14 protein-coding genes are annotated in these 22,233 nt (G+C 58.4%); 5 read left to right on the top strand and 9 right to left on the bottom strand.

Annotated elements, in window-relative coordinates; translation table 11 throughout:
• Position 1 precedes the first annotated feature (1 nt).
• On the bottom strand, positions 2–1,435 hold the full coding sequence (gene aspA, locus DWW03_RS00155) for an aspartate ammonia-lyase (protein WP_022062238.1): 1,434 nt from the start codon (positions 1,433–1,435) through the stop codon (positions 2–4).
• A 207-nt stretch (positions 1,436–1,642) separates the two neighbouring features.
• On the opposite strand from aspA, the gene DWW03_RS00150 reads away from it, so the two are divergent.
• From DWW03_RS00150 to DWW03_RS00135, 4 genes are all read left to right on the top strand, one after another.
• On the top strand, positions 1,643–2,092 hold the full coding sequence (locus DWW03_RS00150; RefSeq protein WP_022062239.1) for a YhcH/YjgK/YiaL family protein: 450 nt from the start codon (positions 1,643–1,645) through the stop codon (positions 2,090–2,092).
• 193 nt (positions 2,093–2,285) lie between these two features.
• On the top strand, positions 2,286–2,672 hold the full coding sequence (locus tag DWW03_RS00145; RefSeq protein ID WP_022062240.1) for a hypothetical protein: 387 nt from the start codon (positions 2,286–2,288) through the stop codon (positions 2,670–2,672).
• 181 nt (positions 2,673–2,853) lie between these two features.
• Positions 2,854–3,216, top strand: a complete 363-nt coding sequence (locus DWW03_RS00140) for a hypothetical protein (RefSeq protein WP_118406064.1) — start codon at positions 2,854–2,856, stop codon at positions 3,214–3,216.
• Positions 3,203–4,420 (top strand): sodium ion-translocating decarboxylase subunit beta, encoded by a 1,218-nt coding sequence (locus DWW03_RS00135; RefSeq protein WP_022062242.1) that lies wholly within the window; start codon positions 3,203–3,205, stop codon positions 4,418–4,420. Before DWW03_RS00140 ends, DWW03_RS00135 begins: the two co-directional genes overlap by 14 nt.
• A gap of 38 nt (positions 4,421–4,458) precedes the next feature.
• Here the strand turns inward: DWW03_RS00135 and DWW03_RS00130 are convergent, their stop codons facing one another.
• The 8 genes from DWW03_RS00130 to DWW03_RS00095 form a co-directional block, all read right to left on the bottom strand.
• Positions 4,459–5,772, bottom strand: a complete 1,314-nt coding sequence (locus tag DWW03_RS00130) for a UDP-glucose dehydrogenase family protein (RefSeq protein ID WP_181989595.1) — start codon at positions 5,770–5,772, stop codon at positions 4,459–4,461.
• A 107-nt stretch (positions 5,773–5,879) separates the two neighbouring features.
• Entirely contained in the window at positions 5,880–7,070 is a 1,191-nt protein-coding gene (locus DWW03_RS00125) for an FprA family A-type flavoprotein (RefSeq protein ID WP_118406063.1), read from the bottom strand.
• Positions 7,071–7,261: 191 nt separating this feature from the next.
• Entirely contained in the window at positions 7,262–7,735 is a 474-nt protein-coding gene (locus DWW03_RS00120) for a hypothetical protein (protein ID WP_015547636.1), read from the bottom strand.
• A gap of 14 nt (positions 7,736–7,749) precedes the next feature.
• A complete protein-coding gene (locus DWW03_RS00115; RefSeq protein ID WP_118406062.1) occupies positions 7,750–9,777 on the bottom strand; it encodes a S8 family serine peptidase in 2,028 nt (675 codons plus the stop codon).
• A gap of 115 nt (positions 9,778–9,892) precedes the next feature.
• The gene (locus DWW03_RS00110; protein ID WP_022062247.1) at positions 9,893–12,268 is read right to left on the bottom strand and encodes a hypothetical protein; all 2,376 of its coding nucleotides are present in this window, start codon (positions 12,266–12,268) and stop codon (positions 9,893–9,895) included.
• Between the two features lie 15 nt (positions 12,269–12,283).
• Positions 12,284–13,945, bottom strand: coding sequence for a RagB/SusD family nutrient uptake outer membrane protein (locus DWW03_RS00105; RefSeq protein WP_022062248.1), 1,662 nt, complete (start codon positions 13,943–13,945; stop codon positions 12,284–12,286).
• Positions 13,946–13,965: 20 nt separating this feature from the next.
• Positions 13,966–17,232 (bottom strand): SusC/RagA family TonB-linked outer membrane protein, encoded by a 3,267-nt coding sequence (locus DWW03_RS00100; RefSeq protein ID WP_044054535.1) that lies wholly within the window; start codon positions 17,230–17,232, stop codon positions 13,966–13,968.
• Positions 17,233–17,488: 256 nt separating this feature from the next.
• Positions 17,489–18,733 carry a site-specific integrase gene (locus DWW03_RS00095; protein ID WP_022062250.1) on the bottom strand — a complete coding sequence of 415 codons (1,245 nt, stop codon included), beginning with the start codon at positions 18,731–18,733 and terminating at the stop codon, positions 17,489–17,491.
• A 315-nt stretch (positions 18,734–19,048) separates the two neighbouring features.
• On the opposite strand from DWW03_RS00095, the gene DWW03_RS00090 reads away from it, so the two are divergent.
• On the top strand, positions 19,049–22,225 hold the full coding sequence (locus DWW03_RS00090) for a SusC/RagA family TonB-linked outer membrane protein (protein ID WP_022062251.1): 3,177 nt from the start codon (positions 19,049–19,051) through the stop codon (positions 22,223–22,225).
• Positions 22,226–22,233: the final 8 nt, after the last annotated feature.

Here is a 22,233-nt window from a genome sequence, read left to right as displayed (position 1 = left end):
GTCACTCTCCGATCTTCTTGCGCGGGTGGACCATGTTTTCGGGTTGCAGCACCTTGTGCAACTCCTCTTCGCTCATCAGCTTATGCTCGAGTACGAGGTCGTAGATGCCCTTGCCGGTTTTGAGGGCCTCCTTGGCCAGCATGCTCGACGTTTCGTAGCCCAGATAGGGGTTGAGCGCAGTCACCAGCCCGATGCTGTTAAAGACCATCCGGCGGCAGACCTCCTCGTTGGCCGTGATGCCGGCGATGCACTTCTCGCGCAGCGTGTTCATGGCGTTGATCAGCATTTCGATGCTCTCGAACAGGCAGTGGACGATGATCGGCTCCATGACGTTCAGTTCGAGCTGTCCGGCTTCCGATGCGATCGTCACGGTGAGGTCGTTGCCGATGACGCGGAACGCTACCTGGTTGACGACTTCGGGGATCACGGGGTTGACCTTGCCCGGCATGATCGACGATCCCGGCTGGCGCGGCGGGAGGTTGATCTCGTTCAGCCCGCAGCGGGGACCCGACGAGAGCAGCCGCAGGTCGTTGCAGATTTTCGAGAGTTTCACCGCAAGGCGTTTCTGGGCCGAGGAGTTCATAATGAAGGCGCCCGTGTCGCTCGTGGCCTCGATCATGTTCGACGCCTCGACGAGCGGCAGTCCGGTGATCTCGCGCAGGTAACGGGTGCAAAGCCCGGCGTAGTCGGGGTCGGCGTTGATGCCCGTTCCGATGGCCGTGGCCCCCATGTTGATCTCGAAGAAAAGTTTCATGTTGGCCGTCAGCCGCTCGGTCTCCTCGGTGAGGTTGGCGGCGTAGGCTTCGAACTCCTGTCCGAGGGTCATCGGCACGGCGTCCTGAAGCTGCGTGCGGCCCATCTTGATGATGCCGGAGAACTCCTCGCCCTTGGCGTGGAACGCCGCGATGAGTTCGCGCAGCGAGGCCACCAGTTTCTCGATGCTGCGCACCAGTGCGATCCTCACGGCCGTGGGGTAGGCGTCGTTGGTCGACTGCGAGAGGTTGACGTGGTTGTTGGGGTGGCAGAACTGATATTCGCCCTTTTCATGGCCGAGGAGTTCGAGCGCCCGGTTGGCGATCACCTCGTTGGCGTTCATGTTGGTCGACGTGCCGGCGCCGCCCTGCACCATGTCGACGACGAACTGCTCCTCGAGTTTCCCGGCGCGCAGCTCCTCGCAGGCCCGGATGATCGCGTCGGCGATCGCCGGGTCGAGCAGTCCCAGGTCACGGTTGGCCATCGCGGCGCCCTGCTTGACGTCGGCCAGGGCGCGGATCAGCTCCGGGAAGAAGTTGAGCCGCACGCGGCTGATGTGGAAATTCTCCACCGCGCGCATGGTCTGCACGCCGAAATAATACTCCGCCGGGATTTCCATTTCGCCCAGCAGATCGTGTTCACGACGGGTTTTGCCCGAAAGTCTGATTTCCGTAAAGTCCATGATCGGTATGTTTTTATTAAAGGTACGCAAAAGCAGGGTGGAGTCCAAGCCGAATCGGGTGCGGTCCGGTAAGACGTTCCGACATCAAATATAATGCTTTTTCCGCCACTTTGTCAAAACAAAAAATCTTGTTAACTTTGTATTCGCTCCGCGGGGTCGCAGAATTCGGCGGCGGACGAACGCAGAACCGAAAAACAAATAAAGAATATGATTTTAGACTCTCTGAAAAACAGCGCGCTTTACTACGGCGTAAGCCCGCGCATGAAACAGGCTTTCGAACTGATCGCCTCGACCGACTGGACGACGATGGAACCGGGTATTCACGAACTCGACGGCAAGGACATCTACGTCAACGTCATGGAGCGCGAGCTGAAACAGAAGCCCGACGCCAAACTCGAAATCCACAACGAGTACATCGACATCCAGGTTCTCATCCGGGGCGAGGAGGAGTCCTTCGGCTGGAGCGAGCGCAGGGAGCTCAAGAAGCCGCTGGGCGAATTCAGCGTCGAGAATGACATCCAGCTCTTCGACGACGTGCCGCAGACCTATTACACGATGCGTCCGGGGCAGTTTACGGTGCTTTTCCCCGAGGACGGGCACGCCCCGATGGTGGGCGAGGGCACGGTGCGCAAGATCATCGTCAAGGTGCGCAGGTAGACGCAGTCCATACCTTCCGGGCCGGGATTTCCCGGCCTTTTTTGTGCCCGTCCGGCTGGCCTGCATGGCCGGTCGGGGGCGGAGAACGGCTTCGTCCGACCTCTGGCCGGAAATGAATTGAAAGAAAACCGCCGCGAACTTGCTTGTCTTCCGGATTTGTACTAAATTTGTGGTACGGGTATTTCCGTACGCTATGAAAACATCGGTCTTCATATTCCTCTTTCTGCTGGTCTCCTCCCTCTCGTCCGTCATGGATTCGGGGGCGAAGTCCGGAGTGCCGGCTGCGGCTGCGGTCCGGCAGACGGCGGAATGTTTCCTTGCCGGTTTCAAATACGGGGACTGCGTGGCGACGGAGACCGTCCGGACGGCCGTGCCTTGCCCCGTGCGGTCGCTGCGCAAGCCGGTGGAAGGTCCGCAGCGGGTGTCGGGCGGCGACCGTGACGTCTGCTCCGGGCGGCATTTCCCGCTGGCGCAGGGCTGCTGCACGAAATACGTCGTCTCTTCTTTATTGCGCGGCGGGCAGACCGCCCTGCCTTTCCATCGCGCCGACTACCTCCGGTTCGGCGTTCTGGTCATTTAGCCGTCAAATCCTTTCGCTTTCAAGCGTATGATGCCGTCCGTGCATCGTACGTCGGATTTCCGTGTGCGGACTCCGGGCTGTCGCACCGACGCCGGTGCGGCGAACGACGTTCGGCATGCTTTGCCGCATGCGCAGAATGTTCCGGCACACCCGATGGTAAAACTTTGATGAATGTAAAAAAATGGATTTGATGCATATGATCGGGGAGACGTCGCTGATGATGGGCTTCACGTTTATCGTGGGAATGGCCTTCGCGTACGTACTCAAACTGATGACGTTTTTCTTCTCCCGGCTTAACGGAACGGAGATCTCCGCGCTGTTGAGAAAAGGCCGCATATGGGGCCGCGCCTACCGCATGGACATTGCGCGTACCGACCGCTACATCCGTTCGGTCGCCCGGATCGGCGGGGACGTTTCCGCCGATCCGGATGCGGACCATGCGATGGACGCTCTGGCCGAATACCACCTCGGCACCCCCGGGGATGCCGCACGGCAAGACAGCGAGATGACCCGTTTATACGAGCTGCACCATGGAACGGTTTGATCTTGGCAATATTTTCCAGGGAATCTCGACCCTGCTGCAAGCCGATTCCGCGATCATGTATGCGCGTATCGGGCTGATTCTGTTGGGCATCCTGCTGGTTTACCTGGGGCGCAGGGGCGTGCTCGAACCGCTGGTGATGATTCCGATGGGGCTGGGCATGGCGGCGGTGAACGCCGGGGTGCTGATTTTTCCGGGCGGCATGCACGGCAACCTGTTTCTGGACCCCATGGTCACGGAAACCGACCAGCTGATGAACATTTTGCAGATCGACTTCCTGCAACCGATCTACACCTTCACGTTCAGCAACGGACTGATAGCCTGTCTGATTTTCATGGGCATCGGGACGATGCTCGACATCAATTTCGTGCTGGCGAAGCCCTTGCAGAGCATGTTCCTCGCGCTGTGCGCCGAGCTGGGCACGTTCGCTGTGCTGCCGATCGCCTATTCGATGGGGTTGAGTCCCAGCGACAGCGCCTCGATCGCGATGGTCGGCGGGGCCGACGGGCCGATGGTGCTTTTCACTTCGCTCAACCTCTCGAAGGAGATCTTCGTGCCGATCACCGTCGTCGCCTATCTCTATCTCGGCCTGACCTACGGCGGCTATCCCTACCTGGTGCGGGCGATGGTCCCCAAGCGTCTGCGCGCCATCAAGATGAAACCGGCGAAGAAACCGGTGAAGCAGTACAGCGCCGCGACCAAGATTTCGTTCGCCGTGGTGATGTGCGTGATCCTGTGCCTGCTCTTCCCGGTGGCCGCTCCGCTCTTCTTCTCGCTCTTCATCGGTGTGGTGATCAAGGAGTCGGGACTCAAGCATGTGAACGATTTCATCAGCGGACCGATGCTCTACGGTTCGACGTTTTTCCTGGGAATCCTGCTGGGCGTGCTGTGCGACGCGCACACGCTGCTCGACCCCACGGTGCTCAAACTGCTCGTCCTGGGGATTCTTGCCCTGCTGATTTCGGGCATCGGGGGCATTTTGGGCGGTTACCTCATGTATTTCTTCAAGCGGGGCAATTTCAACCCCGTCATCGGTATCGCCGCCGTCAGCTGCGTGCCCACGACGGCCAAGGTCGCGCAGAAGATCGTCGCGCACGACAACCCCTCGTCGATGATCCTGCCCGACGCGCTGGGAGCCAATATCATGGGCGTCATCACGTCGGCCATCATCGCAGCGATCTACGTGACGGTGGTTCCGATGCTGTGATCTGAAAGAGAACCGGCCCGCTTCCGCGGGCCGGTTTTTTATTTTCCGATGCCGAAGTAGCGGAATCCCGCCGCTTCGACCTCGGGCTTGTCGAAAATGTTGCGGCCGTCGACGACCGCGTCGCCCCGCATCGTCGCGCGCAGCTGTGTCCAGTCGGGCATGCGCAACTCCTTCCATTCGGTCAGGAGGGCCACAGCGTCGACGCCTTCGGCGGCCTCGTACATCGTCTGGGCGTAGCGGATCGGCAGGTCGGCCATCCGGCGGCGGCTTTCGGGCATCGCCACGGGGTCGTAGGCCCGCACCTCGGCTCCGGCATCGAGCAGGCGGCCGATCACCACCGTTGCCGGAGCTTCGCGCATGTCGTCGGTCTCGGGTTTGAAGGCCAGCCCCCAGATTGCGACGACCTTGCCCCGCAGGTCGCCCAACGCGGTCTGCAATTTCTCGAAAACAATCCCTTTCTGCTGCTCGTTGACCCGCTCGACGGCCTCGATGACCTGCATCGTGTAGCCGTGTTCCCGGGCCGTGTGGGCCAGCGCCTTCACGTCCTTCGGGAAGCATGAACCGCCGTAGCCGCAGCCGGGGTAGAGGAACTTGTTGCCGATGCGGGCGTCGGAGCCGATGCCCTTGCGGACCATCTCCACGTCGGCGCCCACGCGGTCGCACAGATTGGCGATCTCGTTCATAAACGAAATGCGCGTCGCGAGCATGGCGTTGGCTGCGTATTTGGTCATCTCGGCCGAGGGAATGTCCATGAACAGCACGCGGAAATTGGTGATCAGGAACGGCCGGTAGAGCTTGGCCATCAGCTTGCGCGCCCGTTCGCTGTCGACGCCCACGACCACGCGGTCGGGCGACATGAAGTCCTTGATCGCCGCACCTTCCTTCAGGAATTCGGGGTTCGAGGCGACGTCGAACGGGACCTTGCAGCCGCGCTTCTCGAGTTCCTCCTCGATCACGGCGCGCACCTTCTGCGCCGTGCCCACGGGGACGGTGCTCTTGGTGACCAGCACGGTGTATTTCCGGATGTGGCGACCGAAGGTGCGGGCCACGTCGAGAACGTATTTCAGGTCGGCCGAACCGTCCTCGTCGGGCGGGGTTCCGACGGCCGAGAAGACCACCTCGACATGGGGCAGGCACTCTGTGAGGTCGGTGGTGAAATGCAGGCGTCCCGCCTCCACGTTGCGCCGCACAAGCTCCTCAAGTCCCGGCTCGTAGATCGGGATAACGCCTGCGTTCAGACCCTCTATCTTTTCGGCGTCTATGTCCACGCAGGTGATGTCGAGTCCCATTTCGGCGAAGCAGGCCCCCGATACGAGTCCTACGTAACCCGTTCCCACGATTGCAATTTTCATCATAATTCCTGGAGTTTTTTCTTTCGGAATGTAAATATAGTCTTTTTTTCGAAATATCCCCGCCGCAGTACGAAAAAGGGCGGTCCGAAGACCGCCCCTGCGTCGTTCTATTTTCCGCACCTGCATCCGGCGACAGCCTCCGCCAGCGTTGCGCAGGGATCGCACATCTCGTGCGAGTAGCCCTGTTTCATCTCCACGGGATCGCACAGGGGTTCCCACTTCATCTTCTGGGCGAACTCCGCGAGCAGGCGCACCGAGGCTCCGGCCCAGCAGAACGAACCGAACCAGCCGAATCTGCGCCGGGGAATGCCGCGCGCGGCGATGCGGTCGAGCAGTTCGGCCACGGGCGGGAACAGGTTGCCGTTGTAGGTCGGGCCGCCGACGATCAGCGTGTCGAAACGGAAAACGTCGCGCAGGACCACTGACGGGTCGGCGTAGGAGAGGTTGTAGACCCGGATCGGGCCGACCTCCCGCGAGGCCAGTTCGCGCGCGATGCGCTCGGCCATCTGCTCCGTGTTGCCGTACATCGAGGCGTAGGCCACGACCACGCCCGGTTCGCCTTCGTAGCGGCTCAGACGGTCGTAAATATCCAGAACCTTTGCGATCTGCCGCTGCCATACGGGTCCGTGCGTCGAACAGATCGTTCCGACGGGCAGCGTGCGGACCTTCTGGAGCGCCTTCTGCACGGGACCGCCGTACTTGCCCACGATGCAGGCGTAGTAGCGGCGCATCTCGTCCCAGTAGCGGTCGGTCTCGACCTGCGAATCGGTGATGCCGCCGTCGAGCGCCCCGAACGTGCCGAAGGCGTCGCCGGAGAAGAGCGTCCGGTCGCCGGCGCACCACGTGACCATCGTCTCGGGCCAGTGCACCATCGGGATCATGTGGAACGACAGCGTCTTGCCGCCCAGATCGAGCGTGTCGCCCTCCTTGACCTCGACCGTGCCCCCGGCGATGCCGTAAAACCCTTCGATCATCTGGAGCGTCTTGGCATTGCCGACGATCTCGATGTCGGGATAGATGCGGCGCAGCGCCGCGATCGACGACGAGTGGTCGGGTTCCATGTGGTTGACGACCAGATAATCGATCTTCCTTTCGCCGATGGCCTCGCGGATGTTGGCTTCGAGGCGGCTGCCGAAGGACTCTTCGACGGTGTCGATCAGGGCGATCTTTTCGCCTGCGACCAGATAGGCGTTGTACGACACGCCCATCGGAAGCGACCAGAGGGCTTCGAAGCGCGTGGTGGTGCGGTCATTGACCCCGACGTAGTGGATGCCGGGAAGTATTTCGGTAATTGCCATAAACCTTTTTTGTTTTGTTTTGGCACAAATTTACGAAAAATATTTTTCCGGCGCTACTGCCGGCTTTTTTATTGCTTCGGCAAGTTGCATGCCGGGGTGCGGAAGAGTCCCGTGCGCGGCGCGGCCTTCGCCCGGAAACAAAACGCCGCAACCCGGTGAAGGGTTGCGGCGCATGCCGGCAGGACGGCGGTTCAGAGGAACCGCGGCATATCTTCGGCCCTGCTTTGGGGTGTGGACTCCAGCGCGCCGGAGATGATCTCCGACGGGATTTCGGCCTTGACGAAGACCGAGACGTCGCTCGTGCTCGAAGTGCTGGTCAGCGTCATCCGTGTTCCGTCCGCGTTGAACGAAACCCGGTACGAGGCGCTTCCCCACGGGGTGTTGTCGCTGTACCGGCCGCTGAGCGTGGGTTTGTCGTAGGAATACGTGCCGTCCAGATGGACGTATTCGGGCTTGTAGAGCCGCTGGTAGATGTCGAACGAACCGGACTCGCTGAACGAGAGGTAGACGTCGGCGGACTGGAGCGAACTCCACGAAACCAGATGCCAGCTGCCGACGACGTTGCCGTCGCCCTCGGGTTCGGGCGTATCCTTGGACGAATCGCCGCACCCGGTCAGCGCGAACGCCGCGGCGAGGCCGATCAATAACAGTTTGATGTTTTTCATAATGTGCCCTTGTTTTATAACCAACCTCCGTTCTGGGAATGAACCTCACGTGCGATGAAGGCGAATTCCTTCGTGATCGGCATGCCGTTCATTCCGCTGTTGTTGCCGTTTCCGGCGAGCAGCTTGATCCGGACCACCGCCGAACCGGGTTTGGTGCACTTGAGGATGATCTGGTTGGCGAATATGGTCGGGTTCGCCGAAATGCCCAGCCGGTTCATGTCTTCGGCCGAAATGGAGATTTCCGTAATCTTCAAGTCCAGATTTCCGCCGCCGAGGTACGGTTGCAGGTTCAGCGTGTACTGGCTGCCGACGGGAATCGGGATGCAGGTGATGCCGCGGACGTTCATCAGCACCTGGTAGGCGTCGATGTAACCCGTGCCCATTCCCTTTTTGTACTGCGACAGGTCGAGCGTCGCCAGACTGCCCTTGTCTGTGAAATACTGTTTCGTTCCGGTGCAGTATTGGTTGATGTCGTTTACCGATGTCAGCAGCAGCGTCGTGAATTCGTTCTGGGTGAAGGTCTTGCCGAGTTGCAGCGCATAGGACAGCCCGAGCGCCGCCACGCCCGAAACGTGGGGGCAGGCCATCGACGTGCCCTGCATGTAGCCGTACTTTCCGCCGTTGACGGTCGATAACACCTCGGACGCTCCGGTATTTATGTTTTCCAGATACGACTGGTAGGCGTCGCCGCCGGGAGCCGCAATGTTGCAGGCGGGACCGTAGTTGGTGTAGTAGGCCGGGGTGTAGTCGCACGACATGGCCGTTACGGAGATGTAGTCGCGGTAAGCGCCGGGGTAGCTCGACATGCCGGTCATGTCGTTGCCGGCGGCGAATATGGCCAGTCCGCCGCTGACGGCCGCACAGTTCTGTTTGGCGATGAAGTAGTCGATGGCCCGCTTCTCGGCGCTGGCGCCGCTGGAATAGGCCGTGTCGGAGGTTACCGAGCCGGCAGGGTAGCCGTAGCTGCACTGGATGATCGCCGCGCCGTTGTCGGCGGCGTATTTGATGGCCTTGGCCGCCATGGCCACGTCGCCGCCGTCTTTGTCGTGGTAAATCTGACAGGACATGATCTTCACGCCGTCGTTTTTGCCCGAGCCGCCTGCGATGCCTGCGACGCCCGTGCCGTTGTTGTTCACGGCTGCGACCGTTCCTGCCACGTGCGTGCCGTGGTCCGGTGCATCGCCTTTGGTGCTGATGGTCAGCGTCGTATTGTCGACGAAGTTGAACCCGTGTATGTCGTCGGCATAGCCGTTCGAGTCGTCGTCACGGCCTTCCGAGCCGTTCAGCTCGGCGGTGTTGGTCCACATGTTGGCGGCCAGGTCGGGATGGTCCCACTGCACGCAGTTGTCCACGACCGCGACGATAACGCGCGGGTCGCCCGTGCAGAGCTTCCAAGCCTCGTCGCAGTTGACATCGGCTCCCGCCTTGATCTTCGAATAGATCGACTTGTCGCCGGTGTTGATGTAGTGCCATTGTTTGCCCAGGTGGGGATCGTTGAACCCGACGGCCGCACGGGTCTGCGGCGCAGCGCCGGTTTCGGCCAGCGGGATGACCCGGCCTTCGTGCACGTGCATCAGCTGCTGGTTGAATTCCACCTTGCTCACTTCGGCGATCCGGGCCATGTCGAGGGCCGCCTTGTCGAGATCGGCGGCGGCGTCGAACTCCACAACGTACCAGCGGTGCAGACCGGCGGCGCGCGTGCGCTCCTCGTTCCGTTCGTCTACCGGGAACAGACGCTGTAACGCCTTTACCCCGATGCTGCCGAGCACGGCGTCGAAATCAGCGATGCCCGAACGGGTGGCGACGCCGCCCGAACGCGTAACCTGCATGACCGACGATTCGATGCCCGCTACGGCCTCTTCGCCGAAGCAGACCAGCAGTTCGCCCCTGACGGCGTTCTCCGACGAGAATACGAGTTTGGAGGCCGCTTTCGCTTCCGGTTCGGGACCCGTCGCCTGCTCCGTCGCATCCTTGGTGCACGACCCCAGGGCGAGCGCCGCAGACAGGAGCAGCAGGCTCCATAAAGTTGTTGTCCTTGTCATAATCTTATAATCCTAATATTAGTGCATGTCGTGACCGATGTTTCGTTTCATTGGACCACAGAACCCGACACGGTCGCTCGGACTGTGTCGGGTCGTGTGGAACAATATGCGTCGGTTATTTCAAAACCGGGAGGTTTTCGCGGATTTTGAAATCGGCGCGGCGGCCGATCTGTTTCGGCAGCGGCTCGCATTTCGCCGTCTTCACGCTTAACGTGCGGACGCCGTGGTTCGTGTTGTCGCTGTTCCTGACGAATGTGGCGTTCATCTGGAGACCACGGCTGTCGAGCGACTTCCCGATATGGGCCGGAACACGGACGCTGCTGAACGGGATCTTCGTGCGGACGCCCTGAACTTTGGCTGCGGATGCTGCGGATGTCGTTCCGCTCTGCTTCGTGATGGTCGTTCCGTCGGCATAGTATGCTGCCAAGGCTCCGACGATCTTGTTGACGGTGAAATCAGCAACGGGAACCTCGACGTCGGTCGTCAGCGCTGAAACTTGTTTCGACGCCGGATCGATCGTCAATACGATCGGATCGCTGCCTTCGCTCTCTTCGGTTGCGAACGAGAAGATACCGTAACCGCGGGACTTGTCCGGGGTGAGCGCCTCCGTGAATTTGCCGAGCAGGTTGCCGTTGTCCTCCCGGCCGAGCTGCACGCCGCTCATCGTGAGCGTCGACTTGGCCGAGTCATAGGTTGCGTACCATTGGGTGCCGTCCTCTACGGCGAAATCCTTCACGAAAAATTCGGTGTTGCTTCCGACGGTAGGTATTACCTCGAATACATTTTCGAACGTGTCTTCAGCGCTGGCCGCGTAGGACATGCCGTATTTCCCGATGATCAACTCTCCGGTATAGGGCGGTATGTCCGTCACGAACGGTTCGCACACGATCAGTTTTTTCTTGCCGTAGTTGTTCGTTGCTTCGACAACCAGCGTATAGGATGCGCCCGGTGTCAGATTGATCATTATGTCCCAATATTTTCCGGTCGTTGCGAGTTCTTCCATCGCATCGGCATTGAGTTCTTTACCGTATTTATCGACTACATCCTGCAGGGTCAGGCCTCCGGTTTGAATCTCGATATTGTCGATTATGGAAGTTTTGTTGAAGTAGGTTTTGATCTTCTTCATCTCCGTGCCGGTGATCTCGTACACGGCCGATGAGTAATCGGGATACTCCGATACATATGCTGCGGCATCGGGATAGGCGCTGACTTTATAGAGCGAGCCGGCGATGTCGTTGGGAACCGAGGTCCCTCCTATGCCCGGGAAGTAGAACGATGCTGCGGAAGCTTCGCCGGAAACCGGTTTTTGCGCTTTGTCAAGGGGCAGGGCGACTACGGTATAGGTTCCGGGTCCAGGCAGTACGGCTTCGGCGGAGACTTTCTCGCCGCCTACGGTGAAGTCCTGCAACTCGTTGATGTTCTCGGCTGATCCGTCGGCGATCGCTGCGACAAGCGTAGCGGTTTCGGCCTCGGTCAATTCATTTTCGACGAGAACATAGCGGATGTTCGTAACGTCGGCGCCGTAGGTGAAGTCGATGACGGCGCTCGCCGTCTCTCCGTCGGCGCTGACCTTCATGCCGTCGTATACGGCGGAGAGCGTATAGTCGACTATTTCGGCGCCCGGCAGCATGATGCGGAACGTACCTTGACTGTTAGCGGGAAATTCGCGATCCAATCCGACGAGTTTTGCGGTCAATCCGTCCTTCGGGAAGGTGATGACGCCGTTGACCAATGTGCCGGGTTCCGCCGAGGCGATCATAAAGTTTCCGTAACCGTTACTGTTTTCGGTAATACCCGACCATTGTTCTTCAATCGTCACTTGAGTCGCATTGCTGCAATCGATGACGATATTGGACGGAGTGTAGCTGAACTGCTCCGAAAGCTCCTCTTGCGTAGCTCCGAAGAATTCGGTCATATAAGGCCAGCCGAGCATCTCTTCAACCATGTAGATACCTTCTTTCGACTTATGGCTGTGTACCGTGACATCGATTTCGAACATATTGCCGGTGAATACATCGCTCAACCAGCCTTCGCGGAATTTGCCGGTTCCCATTTTCACCCACGGCCAGGGCATAACCGTAATATCGAGGCTGCGGTTGCCGTAGGGCGTCGTGTTGTCCTCGTCGTTGATCAGGAACGAAAGGGGGTATTCCTTGCCGTCTTCGAGTTTGGTGCGGTCGAAGGTGATCAGCAGTTCGGAAGTCTCCTTGCCGGCTGCGAACGATACCGACGACGGAATGGTGAACAGACCCGACTCGTCGCTGGCGAGAACCGCTACGGTCAGCGCCTCGTCCTTGGCGATGCGTTTTACCGGGATGGCGATGGAGGAGACGTCGTCGCTGATGCTATGCTGGGTGGTCACATTCTCGGGGAAGTAGACCTGTGCGCCGTCGACCTCGGGACCTGCTTTGAAGTCATCGTCGCTGCAGGCCGTGAACAGCCCCGCGACGATGGCGACAGTCGCCAGAAAGAATATTTTTATACTTTTCATAAATAGCGATGTTTTTTATTTAACAGACTTGACCGTTTGGGTCGGGTTGGGGTTGTTCTTGCCCGCAAGCGCCTTATTCTGCTGTACGGCGTTCAGCGGGAACACGCAGTTCCACCAGGGGGCGCGTCCGTCCGTGGAAAGCTGGGCCATCGGGGGAGCGTTCGTGCCGGTGTCGCCGTTGTGCATGCCGATGTTCAGACGCTTCAGGTCGTAGAAGATGACGCCCTCGCCCCAGAACTCGATCCGCTTCTGGAAAATGATCTCGTCGATCAGGTCGTTGGCCGCCGGAACCGTATAGGCCGGATCGCGGTTGGCCATGAACGACTGCAACAGCGACTTGCCGGTGGTGGCGTCGTAGTGCGCCGTAGCCTCGGCCTCGATCAGGTACATCTCCTCGACACGCATCATCGGGATGCTCGTCACGTTACCCGTGGAATAGTTTCGTTTTTCGCCGTTGGCCGCGTGGAACTTAAACGATGCGTAGGGGGCTATCGTTGCGAACTCCTCCTCGGTCAGGGTCGTATAGGGTGCGATGGCGTCGAACGAGCGGTCGGCTCCGACAAAGCTCTTTTTGCGGAAGTCGCCCGACGAAATGCGGTTGTAGCTGAATACCGAGATACCCGGCTGCGCTCCGTAGCCGTAACCCCAGATAGCCTCGGTCGCCATGTGGGCCGACCACGACAGCAGGTTGTTGAGCACGGTGTCGGTGGTCTGGATCATGGCCCACATCCACGACGAATTGACCGTGTTGAACCCGGTCTTCGGGTCGAGCCACTGGCTTTCGGTCATAATCGTGCAGCCCGAAGCGTCGATGGCCTTGCGGGCGTATTCGGCGGCCAGACGGTAAGCGGCGTCGCCGGTCGGAACTTCCGCATACGATTCGGTGAATCCGCCCAGCCAGAGGTAGGCGCGGGCCTTGAGTCCGTAGATCACGGCCAGCGAGGGCAGGTTTTTCGTTGCCGGCGTATAGTTGGCCAGCAGGGTCTCGGCGGTGTTGAGGTCCTCGAAGATGAACTTGAACATCTCCTCACGCGATACGCGCGGGTTGTTCTCCAGTTCCTCCATGCTCGTATCTTCCCGGACGATGGGAACGGTCAGCCCCTTGACGGCTTCCAGCTCGGTCTCGTAGGCGGGACGTTCGGGAGCCTTGGCCGGCAGCGCGTCGTAGAGACGGGCCAGGTCGAGGTAGCAGAGCGCGCGGAAAGTCTTGGCAATGCCCATCATCTCCTCTGCGCCTTCGCTCTGGTTTGCGATGTCGATGGCCTCATTGGCCGTGAAGATGAACTTGTAATAGTTGGTGTAGAAGAACGGGGACATCGTGCCGTTCGCTGCCAATCCGGTCGAGTTGCCCGGATAGAGCCATGCCTGCCAGCGGTCGTAGTACTGGTTGCCGCCCGGCAGGTTGCCGCTGACGGGGAACACCTCGCCGACCATGCGGTCGGTGGCGCCGAAGATGCCCGGGTAGCCGAAGTCGATGTGCTCGCCGAGGTCTATATAGTTGGTGATGAGCACCGTCGGCATCGCAGTGATAAGACCCTCCTTTGCGAACGGAGATTCGGCAGTCTGATCGCTGGTGGCGTATCCGCTTTCGGGGAAGGTCTCCTTGATACAGCCCGAAAGAAGCACGGATGAACCGAGAAGCAGCGCCGTTGTTTTCAGTATGTTGTTCATTTTCATAATATTCGTCGTTTAACAAATTAGAACGTTACGGTTACACCGCCCGAGAAGGTGCGAATCGGGGCGTAGTAGTACGGGTTCGTGATTCCGTTGATGGACTGACGCGGGTCGAGACCCTGACGCTTGGACCAGTACCATACATTGTCGCAGGCGAGGTAGATACGCAGATTCTCGACGAGGAACTTGCGCGTGATACGCTTGGGCAGCGTATATCCGAGCGTGATGTTCTGGATGTTCAGGTACGATGCGCTGGTGAGGAAACGGTCCGAGACGGCTGCCTGATTCGAGTCGTTGTAAGCAAAACGCGGAATGTTCGAACCGGAGTTCTCGGGAGTCCACGAATTGAGCAGGTCGTGGTGGTAGTTGTTTCCGGTCGACGTTCCTGCCGGGGAGTTCATGTAGAACCTGTAGCCCTGGTCGAGAACCTGTCCGCCGAGCTGGTAGGTGAAGCCGATCGAGAAATCGACGCCGTAGAAGCGCAGCGACGTGCCGAAACCGCCGTAAACGTCCGGCAGGGCGTCTCCGTGCATTTCGCGGCCCTCCTGCGAGGCCACCGAGTAATCGGAGGTCTTGATGCGCTCCTTGTTGCCGGCATCATCGGTCTTGTAGGTGTACCACAGCGATTTTCCGGTCTCGGGGTCTACTCCCGCGTAGGTCGGAACGTAGAACGAGAAGACGGATTCCCCTTCGGTGAGGAATTTGGTGTCCTGCCAGCGGCCCACGTGTTTGCCGTCGGCCGTCGTGTTGTTTTTGAACTGCTCCGGCAGGTGGGTCACCTTGTTCTTGTAGTGGGTCATGTTGAGCGAGAAGTCCCACACGAGGTTTTTGGTCCGGATCAGGTCTGCGTTCAGTTCGATTTCGAGACCGCGGTTGACCATGTCGCCGATGTTGGTGAAAATGGTCGTGTAACCCGACTCGATCGGAGTGGCCAGCTCGAACAGCATGTCGGTGGTCTTGCGGTTGAAGACATCGATGCTACCCGACAGACGGTTGTCCCAGAGGCCGAACTCTACGCCGACATTGAGGTTGGCGTTGGTCTCCCAGGTGATGTCGGGGTTGCCTTTCTGGTAGAGTACGCTCGTAACGCCGTCGCCGCTGCTCAGGATCTCGCGGTAGTCGGTATAGCGGTAGTAGGATTCCGCTTTCGATCCGAGGTTGTCGTTACCCTGCGAACCGTACGATGCTTTGACCTTCAGCATGTTGACCCACGAAGCGTTGAACCAGCTCTCGCGGTTGATGATCCAGGCTGCGCCGAGCGACCAGAAGTTGCCCCAGCGGTGGTCGGGGTGGAAGCGCGACGATGCGTCGCGGCGGTACGATCCCGAGAAATAGATGCGGTTGTCGTAGTCGTACTGTCCGCGGAAGAAGTAGCCCTCGTTGTTGTACTCCAGAACCGACGAACCCGACCGCGACGAGTCGACGACGGCGCCGCTGAGTTCGGTGTTGTCCGGCGAGAACATCATGGTCTTCGAGCCGTACAGACCGTAGGATTTGCGGTTGTACATTTCATGGCCGAAGAGCAGGTCGAGGTTGTGGACGTCGGCGAAGGTGTTGGTGTAGGTCAGGAACTGCTGCATGTTGTAGGCGATCTCCCGACTGTGGCTCTTGAAAACGGCGCCGCCCGATTCGGCGAACTGTCCGTAGTAGGGGTTCGACACCTGCGTACCGCGGGTTTCGTCGAGCGACACGCTTCCGTTGAGGGTCAGTTTCAGGCCCTTGTACAGGGAGAAATCGGCAAAACCGTTGGCCATGAAGGCATTGCCCTCGTTGATGTATTTGTTGAGCTGAATGTCCTGCAGGTCGTTGCTCTTCCCGCCGTTGGTGCGCAGTGCGCCGCCGTTGCGGCCGTCGCCGGTATCGTACATCTTGAATCCGTACTCGTCGATCATAATGTTGCCGTTGCCGTCGCGCATGTAGACCGGATAGATCGGCGCCATGCGGATCGCCGTGGCGAATGCGTTTCCGCCGTCGGCGTTGCCTTCGCCCTGACCTTCGCCGTCGTCGTTGGTTTGGTTGCCGTTGTTCCAGACGAAATGGGTGTAGGACATGTTACCGCCGACTTTCAGCCACTTTTTGGCCTGGTAGTCCGCGCGCAGACGGGCGGTGTAGCGCTCGTTGCTCGAACCGTCGACGATACCCGTGTTGTCCAGATAGCCGAGCGATGCGAAGAAATTGGCGCGGTCCGTCGCGCCGGAAACGCTGACGTTGTACTCCTGACGGAACGACGACGATTTGTAGATTTCGTCGAGCCAGTTGTCGGGTTGCAGGTAGAACTGCTGGCCCTTGGCGTCGGTTACCAGGCGGCCCTGCTTCGCACGCGGATTGAGACGGCCGTTTTCGCCGATGAGGTTCTGGCCGTCGGGCACGGTGAAGACGTTGTAACCCAGACCGCCGGGATCGTTCGACGTCAGCAGCTTGTTGGCGGCGATGTTGGCAGCCAGGGGAGTGTACTTCTGGTCGAGCGTGTAATAGTTGTACAGCGACTTGTAGTGCATCTCGTAGTATTCGCCCGCATCCTCCACGATGTCGTAGGTCTGCAACGCACGGGTGTTGATGCCCCACTTGCCGTCGAAAGTCACGGTGGCCTCGCCGGCCTTCGCACGCTTGGTTGTGACCATGATTACGCCGTTCGCGCCGCGGGAGCCGTACAGGGCGTTCGACGCGGCGTCCTTGAGGACGCTGATCGACTCGATGTCGGCAGCGTTGATGTTGTTGATGTCACCTTCGTAGGGCACGCCGTCTACAACCCAGAGCGGGTCGTTTTTGGCATTCATCGAACCGTAGCCGCGCACGTAAATCTTCTGACCGGAACCCGGACGGCCCGAGGCGGAGGAGAACTGCACGCCGGCGATTTTGCCGACGAGGGCGTCCCCGACGTTCGAAGACTGCGTTTTTATCAGATCGTCGGATTTGATCACCTTCGCCGCTCCGGTGAAGGCGTCTTTCTTGGCTGTACCGAAGGCCACTACGATCACGTCGTCGATGGCCTGTGCGTCTTCTTTGAGCGAGATGTTGATTCGGGTCTTGCCTCCGATGGCCACCTTCTGGGTTTCATAGCCGATGAAGGATACGACCAGCGATCCGTTTCCGGGAGCCGTGATGGTGAAGCTACCGTCTCCGTTTGAGGTCGTGCCGACATGCGAGCCGTCGACCATAACCGTTGCTCCGGCGACCGGTTTCCCGTCGGGACCGGTGACTGTTCCGGAAATTTGCTTACTCTGGGCCAGCGAGAGTAATATTCCCCCCCCCAATAAAGCAATTAACGATAGTAGAATTTTTCTTACCATAAGCGTTAATCTAATAGTTTTTTTTAAAAAAAAAAGTTCACAAGCAAAGGTATGAAATTGCTAACTCGTTTACAAATAAATTATTAAAATAATTTACCAGTATAACATATGTGTAGAAGATTGGTTGATAACGGTTACGATTTTGAAAATATCATCTCAAGGGGATTACAAATTGTAATCCCCTTTTCGGGTGTTTTCGGGTGTTTTGAGCGAATGTGTTAGCTGCGTGAACTTCTGCGTATATGTGAATCGGTCCTCAAAGGCGCTCCCGGACTTTTTCCAGGTCGGTATCGCGGTACAGCGTATCGAGGCGTTTCGAGAGCCGCTCCATGTCACCGTCGAGTTTCGAGTGGGTGATGGTCGCATAAATCTGCGTAGTCCGTATATTCTTATGCCCCAGCAGCTTGCTGATCGTTTCGATCGCCATTCCCTGCGAAAGCGTGATCGTCGTGGCGAAGGTGTGCCGGGCCGAATGGAACGTGATGTGCCGGGGAATGCCCGCCAGAGACATAATGCGTTCGAGGCAGATGTTGCACCAGCCGTTGCTCGGCAGGCGGAATATCCGCGCATTCCGCTGCATCGGTTTGTATTTCAGCAGAATGGTGTACGGTATCGCGAAGATGCGCACGTTGACCGCAGATCCTGTTTTGCGGCGGGTGGTGCTGATCCACAGCTGTTTGCCGTCCTGCTGGATATGCTGCGGGGTCAGCGTGCAGAGGTCGATGTAGGAGAGTCCCGTGAAGCAACTGAACAAAAATGCATCGCGTACCAACTGTAAGGTCATGTCGTCGAGGTCCAGACGGATCAGCTTGCGGATTTCGGTCATGGACAGGTAGTTTCGCGCGACGAATTCGCTGCGCAGTTTGTAATTCGCGAAGAGGTCCTTGGCCATGTGCCCCCGGCTTCGGGCCAGCATGAGGATGTGCTTGAACGCGATCATGTAGATCCACGTCGTGTTTTTCTTGTGTCCGCACTCCTGTGCGATGTAGTGGTGAAACCCCGTCAGGAACTCTTTGTCGAGTTCTTTGAACAGCAAATCCTTGCGGTTGAATTTGTCGTTGACGTAGTTTTCGAGATGCTTGTAAACACACCTATATTTATAGTAGGTCGTTTTGCTGCGGCTGATGCCCACCATCCGGCTGAACTCCTCGTTGTGATGCCTGAAGAAGGCCAACAGCGTTTCGTTGCGCTGGTCGTTGCCGAAATACATCTCCTTGACCATTTTCGGAGTGACCAGGGCATGCTCGTAAAACAGCGTGTTGTAACATCTTTCGATGTGGAAACGAATCTGCGAGAGTTGTTCGTTGACATGTGAGGCAACCGCGCTGCGCCCTGCCGCCCGTCCCATACTCACATCCCAGAGATTCGGATTCACGGATAGTTGCGTGGACAGCTGCGTTCGCTGTCCGTTGATCGTAATGCGTCCCATGATCGGCGTGTTTCCATTGCGTAAAGGCGCATTCTTCTTGATGTAAAACAGTACTTTGAACGTGTTTCTCATTCCCTTCCTAACCTTTTTTAAACAATAAACAAACCGCGATAAAGGTAATGATAAAGTTACTGCCAAACGGTATATCAATTGGACCAAATAGCTTATACGGCACGGTTTAACCCTTCTTGTCCGGTAACTATCTGGTAACACAACCCGGACGCGCGGAGGTGTCGTCTGTATATCTTACACGCTTAATACCAAACTATTAGGCATTTCTCGGAAAATGCGTTCCGGAACGCTGTAATTATCCTATATCCAGCAGTTTATTATCCGGAATCCGGGGCGATTGTTTTTTATTTTAAAATTTTATTAAAATTAACGCTTATGGTAAGAAAAATTCTACTATCGTTAATTGCCGTTTTGGGACTTTGTGTATATGGATTCGCCCAAAACCGGCAGGTTTCCGGTAAAGTTGCCGATGCGGAGGGTAAGCCTGTCGCGGGCGCAACCGTTATGGTCGACGGCACGTCGACCGGTACGACCACGGGCACGGATGGTAAATTCACCATCGCCGCACCCGCCGACGCTACGCTGGCGGTTTCGTTCATCGGTTACGAGACCCGGAAAGTGGCTGTCGCCGGAAAGACGCATGTCGAAGTCGTGATGCACGAAGATGCGCAGGCCATCGAGAATGTCGTGGTGACCGCTTTCGGCACGACGACGAAAAAAGACCTTACGGGATCAATCGCCACCATCCGCGGCGAGGAGCTTGCGAAGCGTCAGGTTTCGACCGTTTCGAAAATGCTCGAAGGAGCGGTTCCCGGCGTGCAGCTGACTACGGCCACCAACCAGCCCGGTACGGACGCTGCGATCTACGTCCGCGGCGTCGGTTCGCTCAATGCGGGCACCGGCGCGCTGATCGTGCTCGACGGCTCGCCCTATCAGGGCAGCCTGTCCGACATCAACCCGGCCGACATCGAGTCGATCTCCGTGTCGAAGGACGCCACGGCCAACTCGCTCTACGGTTCGCGCGCCGCGAACGGCGTGGTTTTCATCACGACCAAGCGCGGCAGCCTGGACAATCCCACGATCAGCGTCGACACGCGATTCGGTATCAACACCCGCGCTGTCCCCGAGTATGACATCATCACCGATCCGGGCGAATACCTCGAGGCGCAGTGGCGCACGATGCGCGACACGAAGTGGGCGTCAAGCCCCGAAGAGGGAGGCGGCGATCTGGCTGCCGCGGCGCTCTATGCCTCGCAGGAGGTGCTGGGGGCACACGGAAATTACAACCCCTACAAATATTTGTCGACCTACCTGATCGACCCTGCGACCGGCAAACTCGACCCGTCGGCCCGGCGCATGTACAGCGAGCGCCTGCAGGACGAACTCTTCAAGACCGGATTCCGCAACGAGACGAACGTTTCGGTCAGCGGCGGGAACGAGAAGTCCGACTATTTCATCTCGCTGGGTTACCTCAAGGACGAATCCTATGTGATCGAATCGGATTTCGAGCGTTACAGCGCTCGTGTGAACGTCAACACCAAGCTCCGCACGTGGATCAAGGTGGGCGCCAACCTCTCCTATGCCCACACGGTGCAGAACAACATTCTGGAGGGCAGCAGCCTCGCTTCGTCGGCGTTCGCCACGGCGCGTTCGTGGGAGCCGGTTTTTCCGGTCTACGCCCGCGATGCCGAGGGGAAAATCAAGTATGACGAAAACGGCGACAAGGTCTACGACCTGGGTACGGGGCAGACCGACGGCACGACGACCCGTCCCGGAACCTCGGGCCAGAACATCATCGCCACGCTGAAGATGGACACGCGCGACATCAAACGCAACAACTTGCAGGGCCGCGCTTACGGGGAGATCTATTTCCTGCGCGACTTCACCTTCACCTCGAGCATGTCGCTGGGCTATCGCGCCTCCGACGAACTGCTGTTCTATAACCCCACGATCGGCGACGGACGCGGTTCCAAGGGCCGGATCAACAAAAAGTCTACGGACGTTTACGATCTGAACCTGATCCAGATGCTCAATTACAAAAAATCCGTCGGACGCCACAATATCAATGCGCTGATCGGGCATGAGTACAACAGCTGGGTGCGCGATTACGCCGAGGTCGAGAAGACGAACATTTACGATCCCAAGAATCCGCAGCTGAACAACGCCGGCGAGATGGGGTCGATCAACGGCTATCAGGACGTGCTGCGCATTCAGGGTTTCTTCGGCAAACTGGAGTACAACTACGACAACCGTTATTATTTCTCGGGCGGTATCCGCCGCGACGGAACCTCGCGTTTCAAATACAATCCCTGGGGCACGTTCTGGTCCGTCGGCGCTTCGTGGCGCATCGGAGCCGAGAAGTTCATGGAGAGTACGCACAGCTGGCTTTCGGAGCTGAAACTCCGCGCCACGTACGGTACGCAGGGTAACGAGGACCTGGCCAACTACTATCCCTATACCGACCAGTATACGGTTACCATTTCCGAAGGCAAGCTGGGTACGGAGATCTATTACTACGGCAATCCCGATCTGACGTGGGAGAAGCAGAGGACGTTCGATCTGGGTCTGGACGTGGGTCTGCTGAACGACCGCATCAACCTGACGATGGACTACTTCATCCGCGTGTCGGACGGTCTGCTCTTCAAGCGTACGAAGGATATTTCGACGGGCCGCGCCTACGACTGGTACAACGTCGGCAAACTGCGCAATTCGGGCTTCGAATTCGACTTGAACGTCAAGCTCATCCAGAAAAAGGACTGGTACTGGGACATGTCGGTCAACGGTTACACCTATGCCAACAAGATGCTCAACCTGCCCGACGAGTACAAAGTCTCGGGCATGCCCAACGGCAACCAGCGCATTTACGAAGGCAAGGACATCTACCGCTGGGAGATGCGGCAGTTCGCAGGTCTGGATGAGAAGGGCAACTCGCTTTGGTACATGGATCAGGATATTCTGGACGACGCCGGCAACGTTGTCGGCGTGGAAAAAGTCACGACCGGCGATGCTACCGAGGCCACGCAGTACCTGCTGGAGAAGAGCGCGCTTCCCGATTTCACGGGCGGCCTGAACACCACGCTGCGTTGGAAGAGCCTCGACCTGACGATTATGACCAACTTCCAGTTCGGCGGCTACGGCTACGATTACGACTTCTCGGCGTTCAGCAGTGCGAATTTCCCGATGAACCGTCTGAAGAACTATGCCGACGCCTGGAATCCGGAGACCGGGAAAGGTTCGGCGCCGATCTGGAACACGAACGACTCGAACATCAACGCTTCGTCGGATCGTTTCCTGATCAGCAAAACCTACTTCAACCTGCGCAACATCACGCTGGGCTACACCTTCCCGGCGAACTGGATGAGCAAGATCGGCATCAAGAGCGTTCGCGTGTACTTCGCCTGCGACAACGTCTTCTTCGCATCGAAGCGCAAGGGCTACGATCCCCGTACGAGCATGGGCGGTCAGGGCGCGACGGTCGCTTTGAACAGCGTGGACGGTACGTATTATTCGCCGATCCGCACCACTTCGGTAGGTCTCAATATTAACTTCTAAGCAGCGAC

This window comes from Alistipes sp. AF14-19 (assembly GCF_003461645.1).
In the GTDB taxonomy this organism is placed as follows: domain Bacteria; phylum Bacteroidota; class Bacteroidia; order Bacteroidales; family Rikenellaceae; genus Alistipes; species Alistipes shahii.
This window is presented reverse-complemented; position numbering and strand designations above follow the sequence as displayed.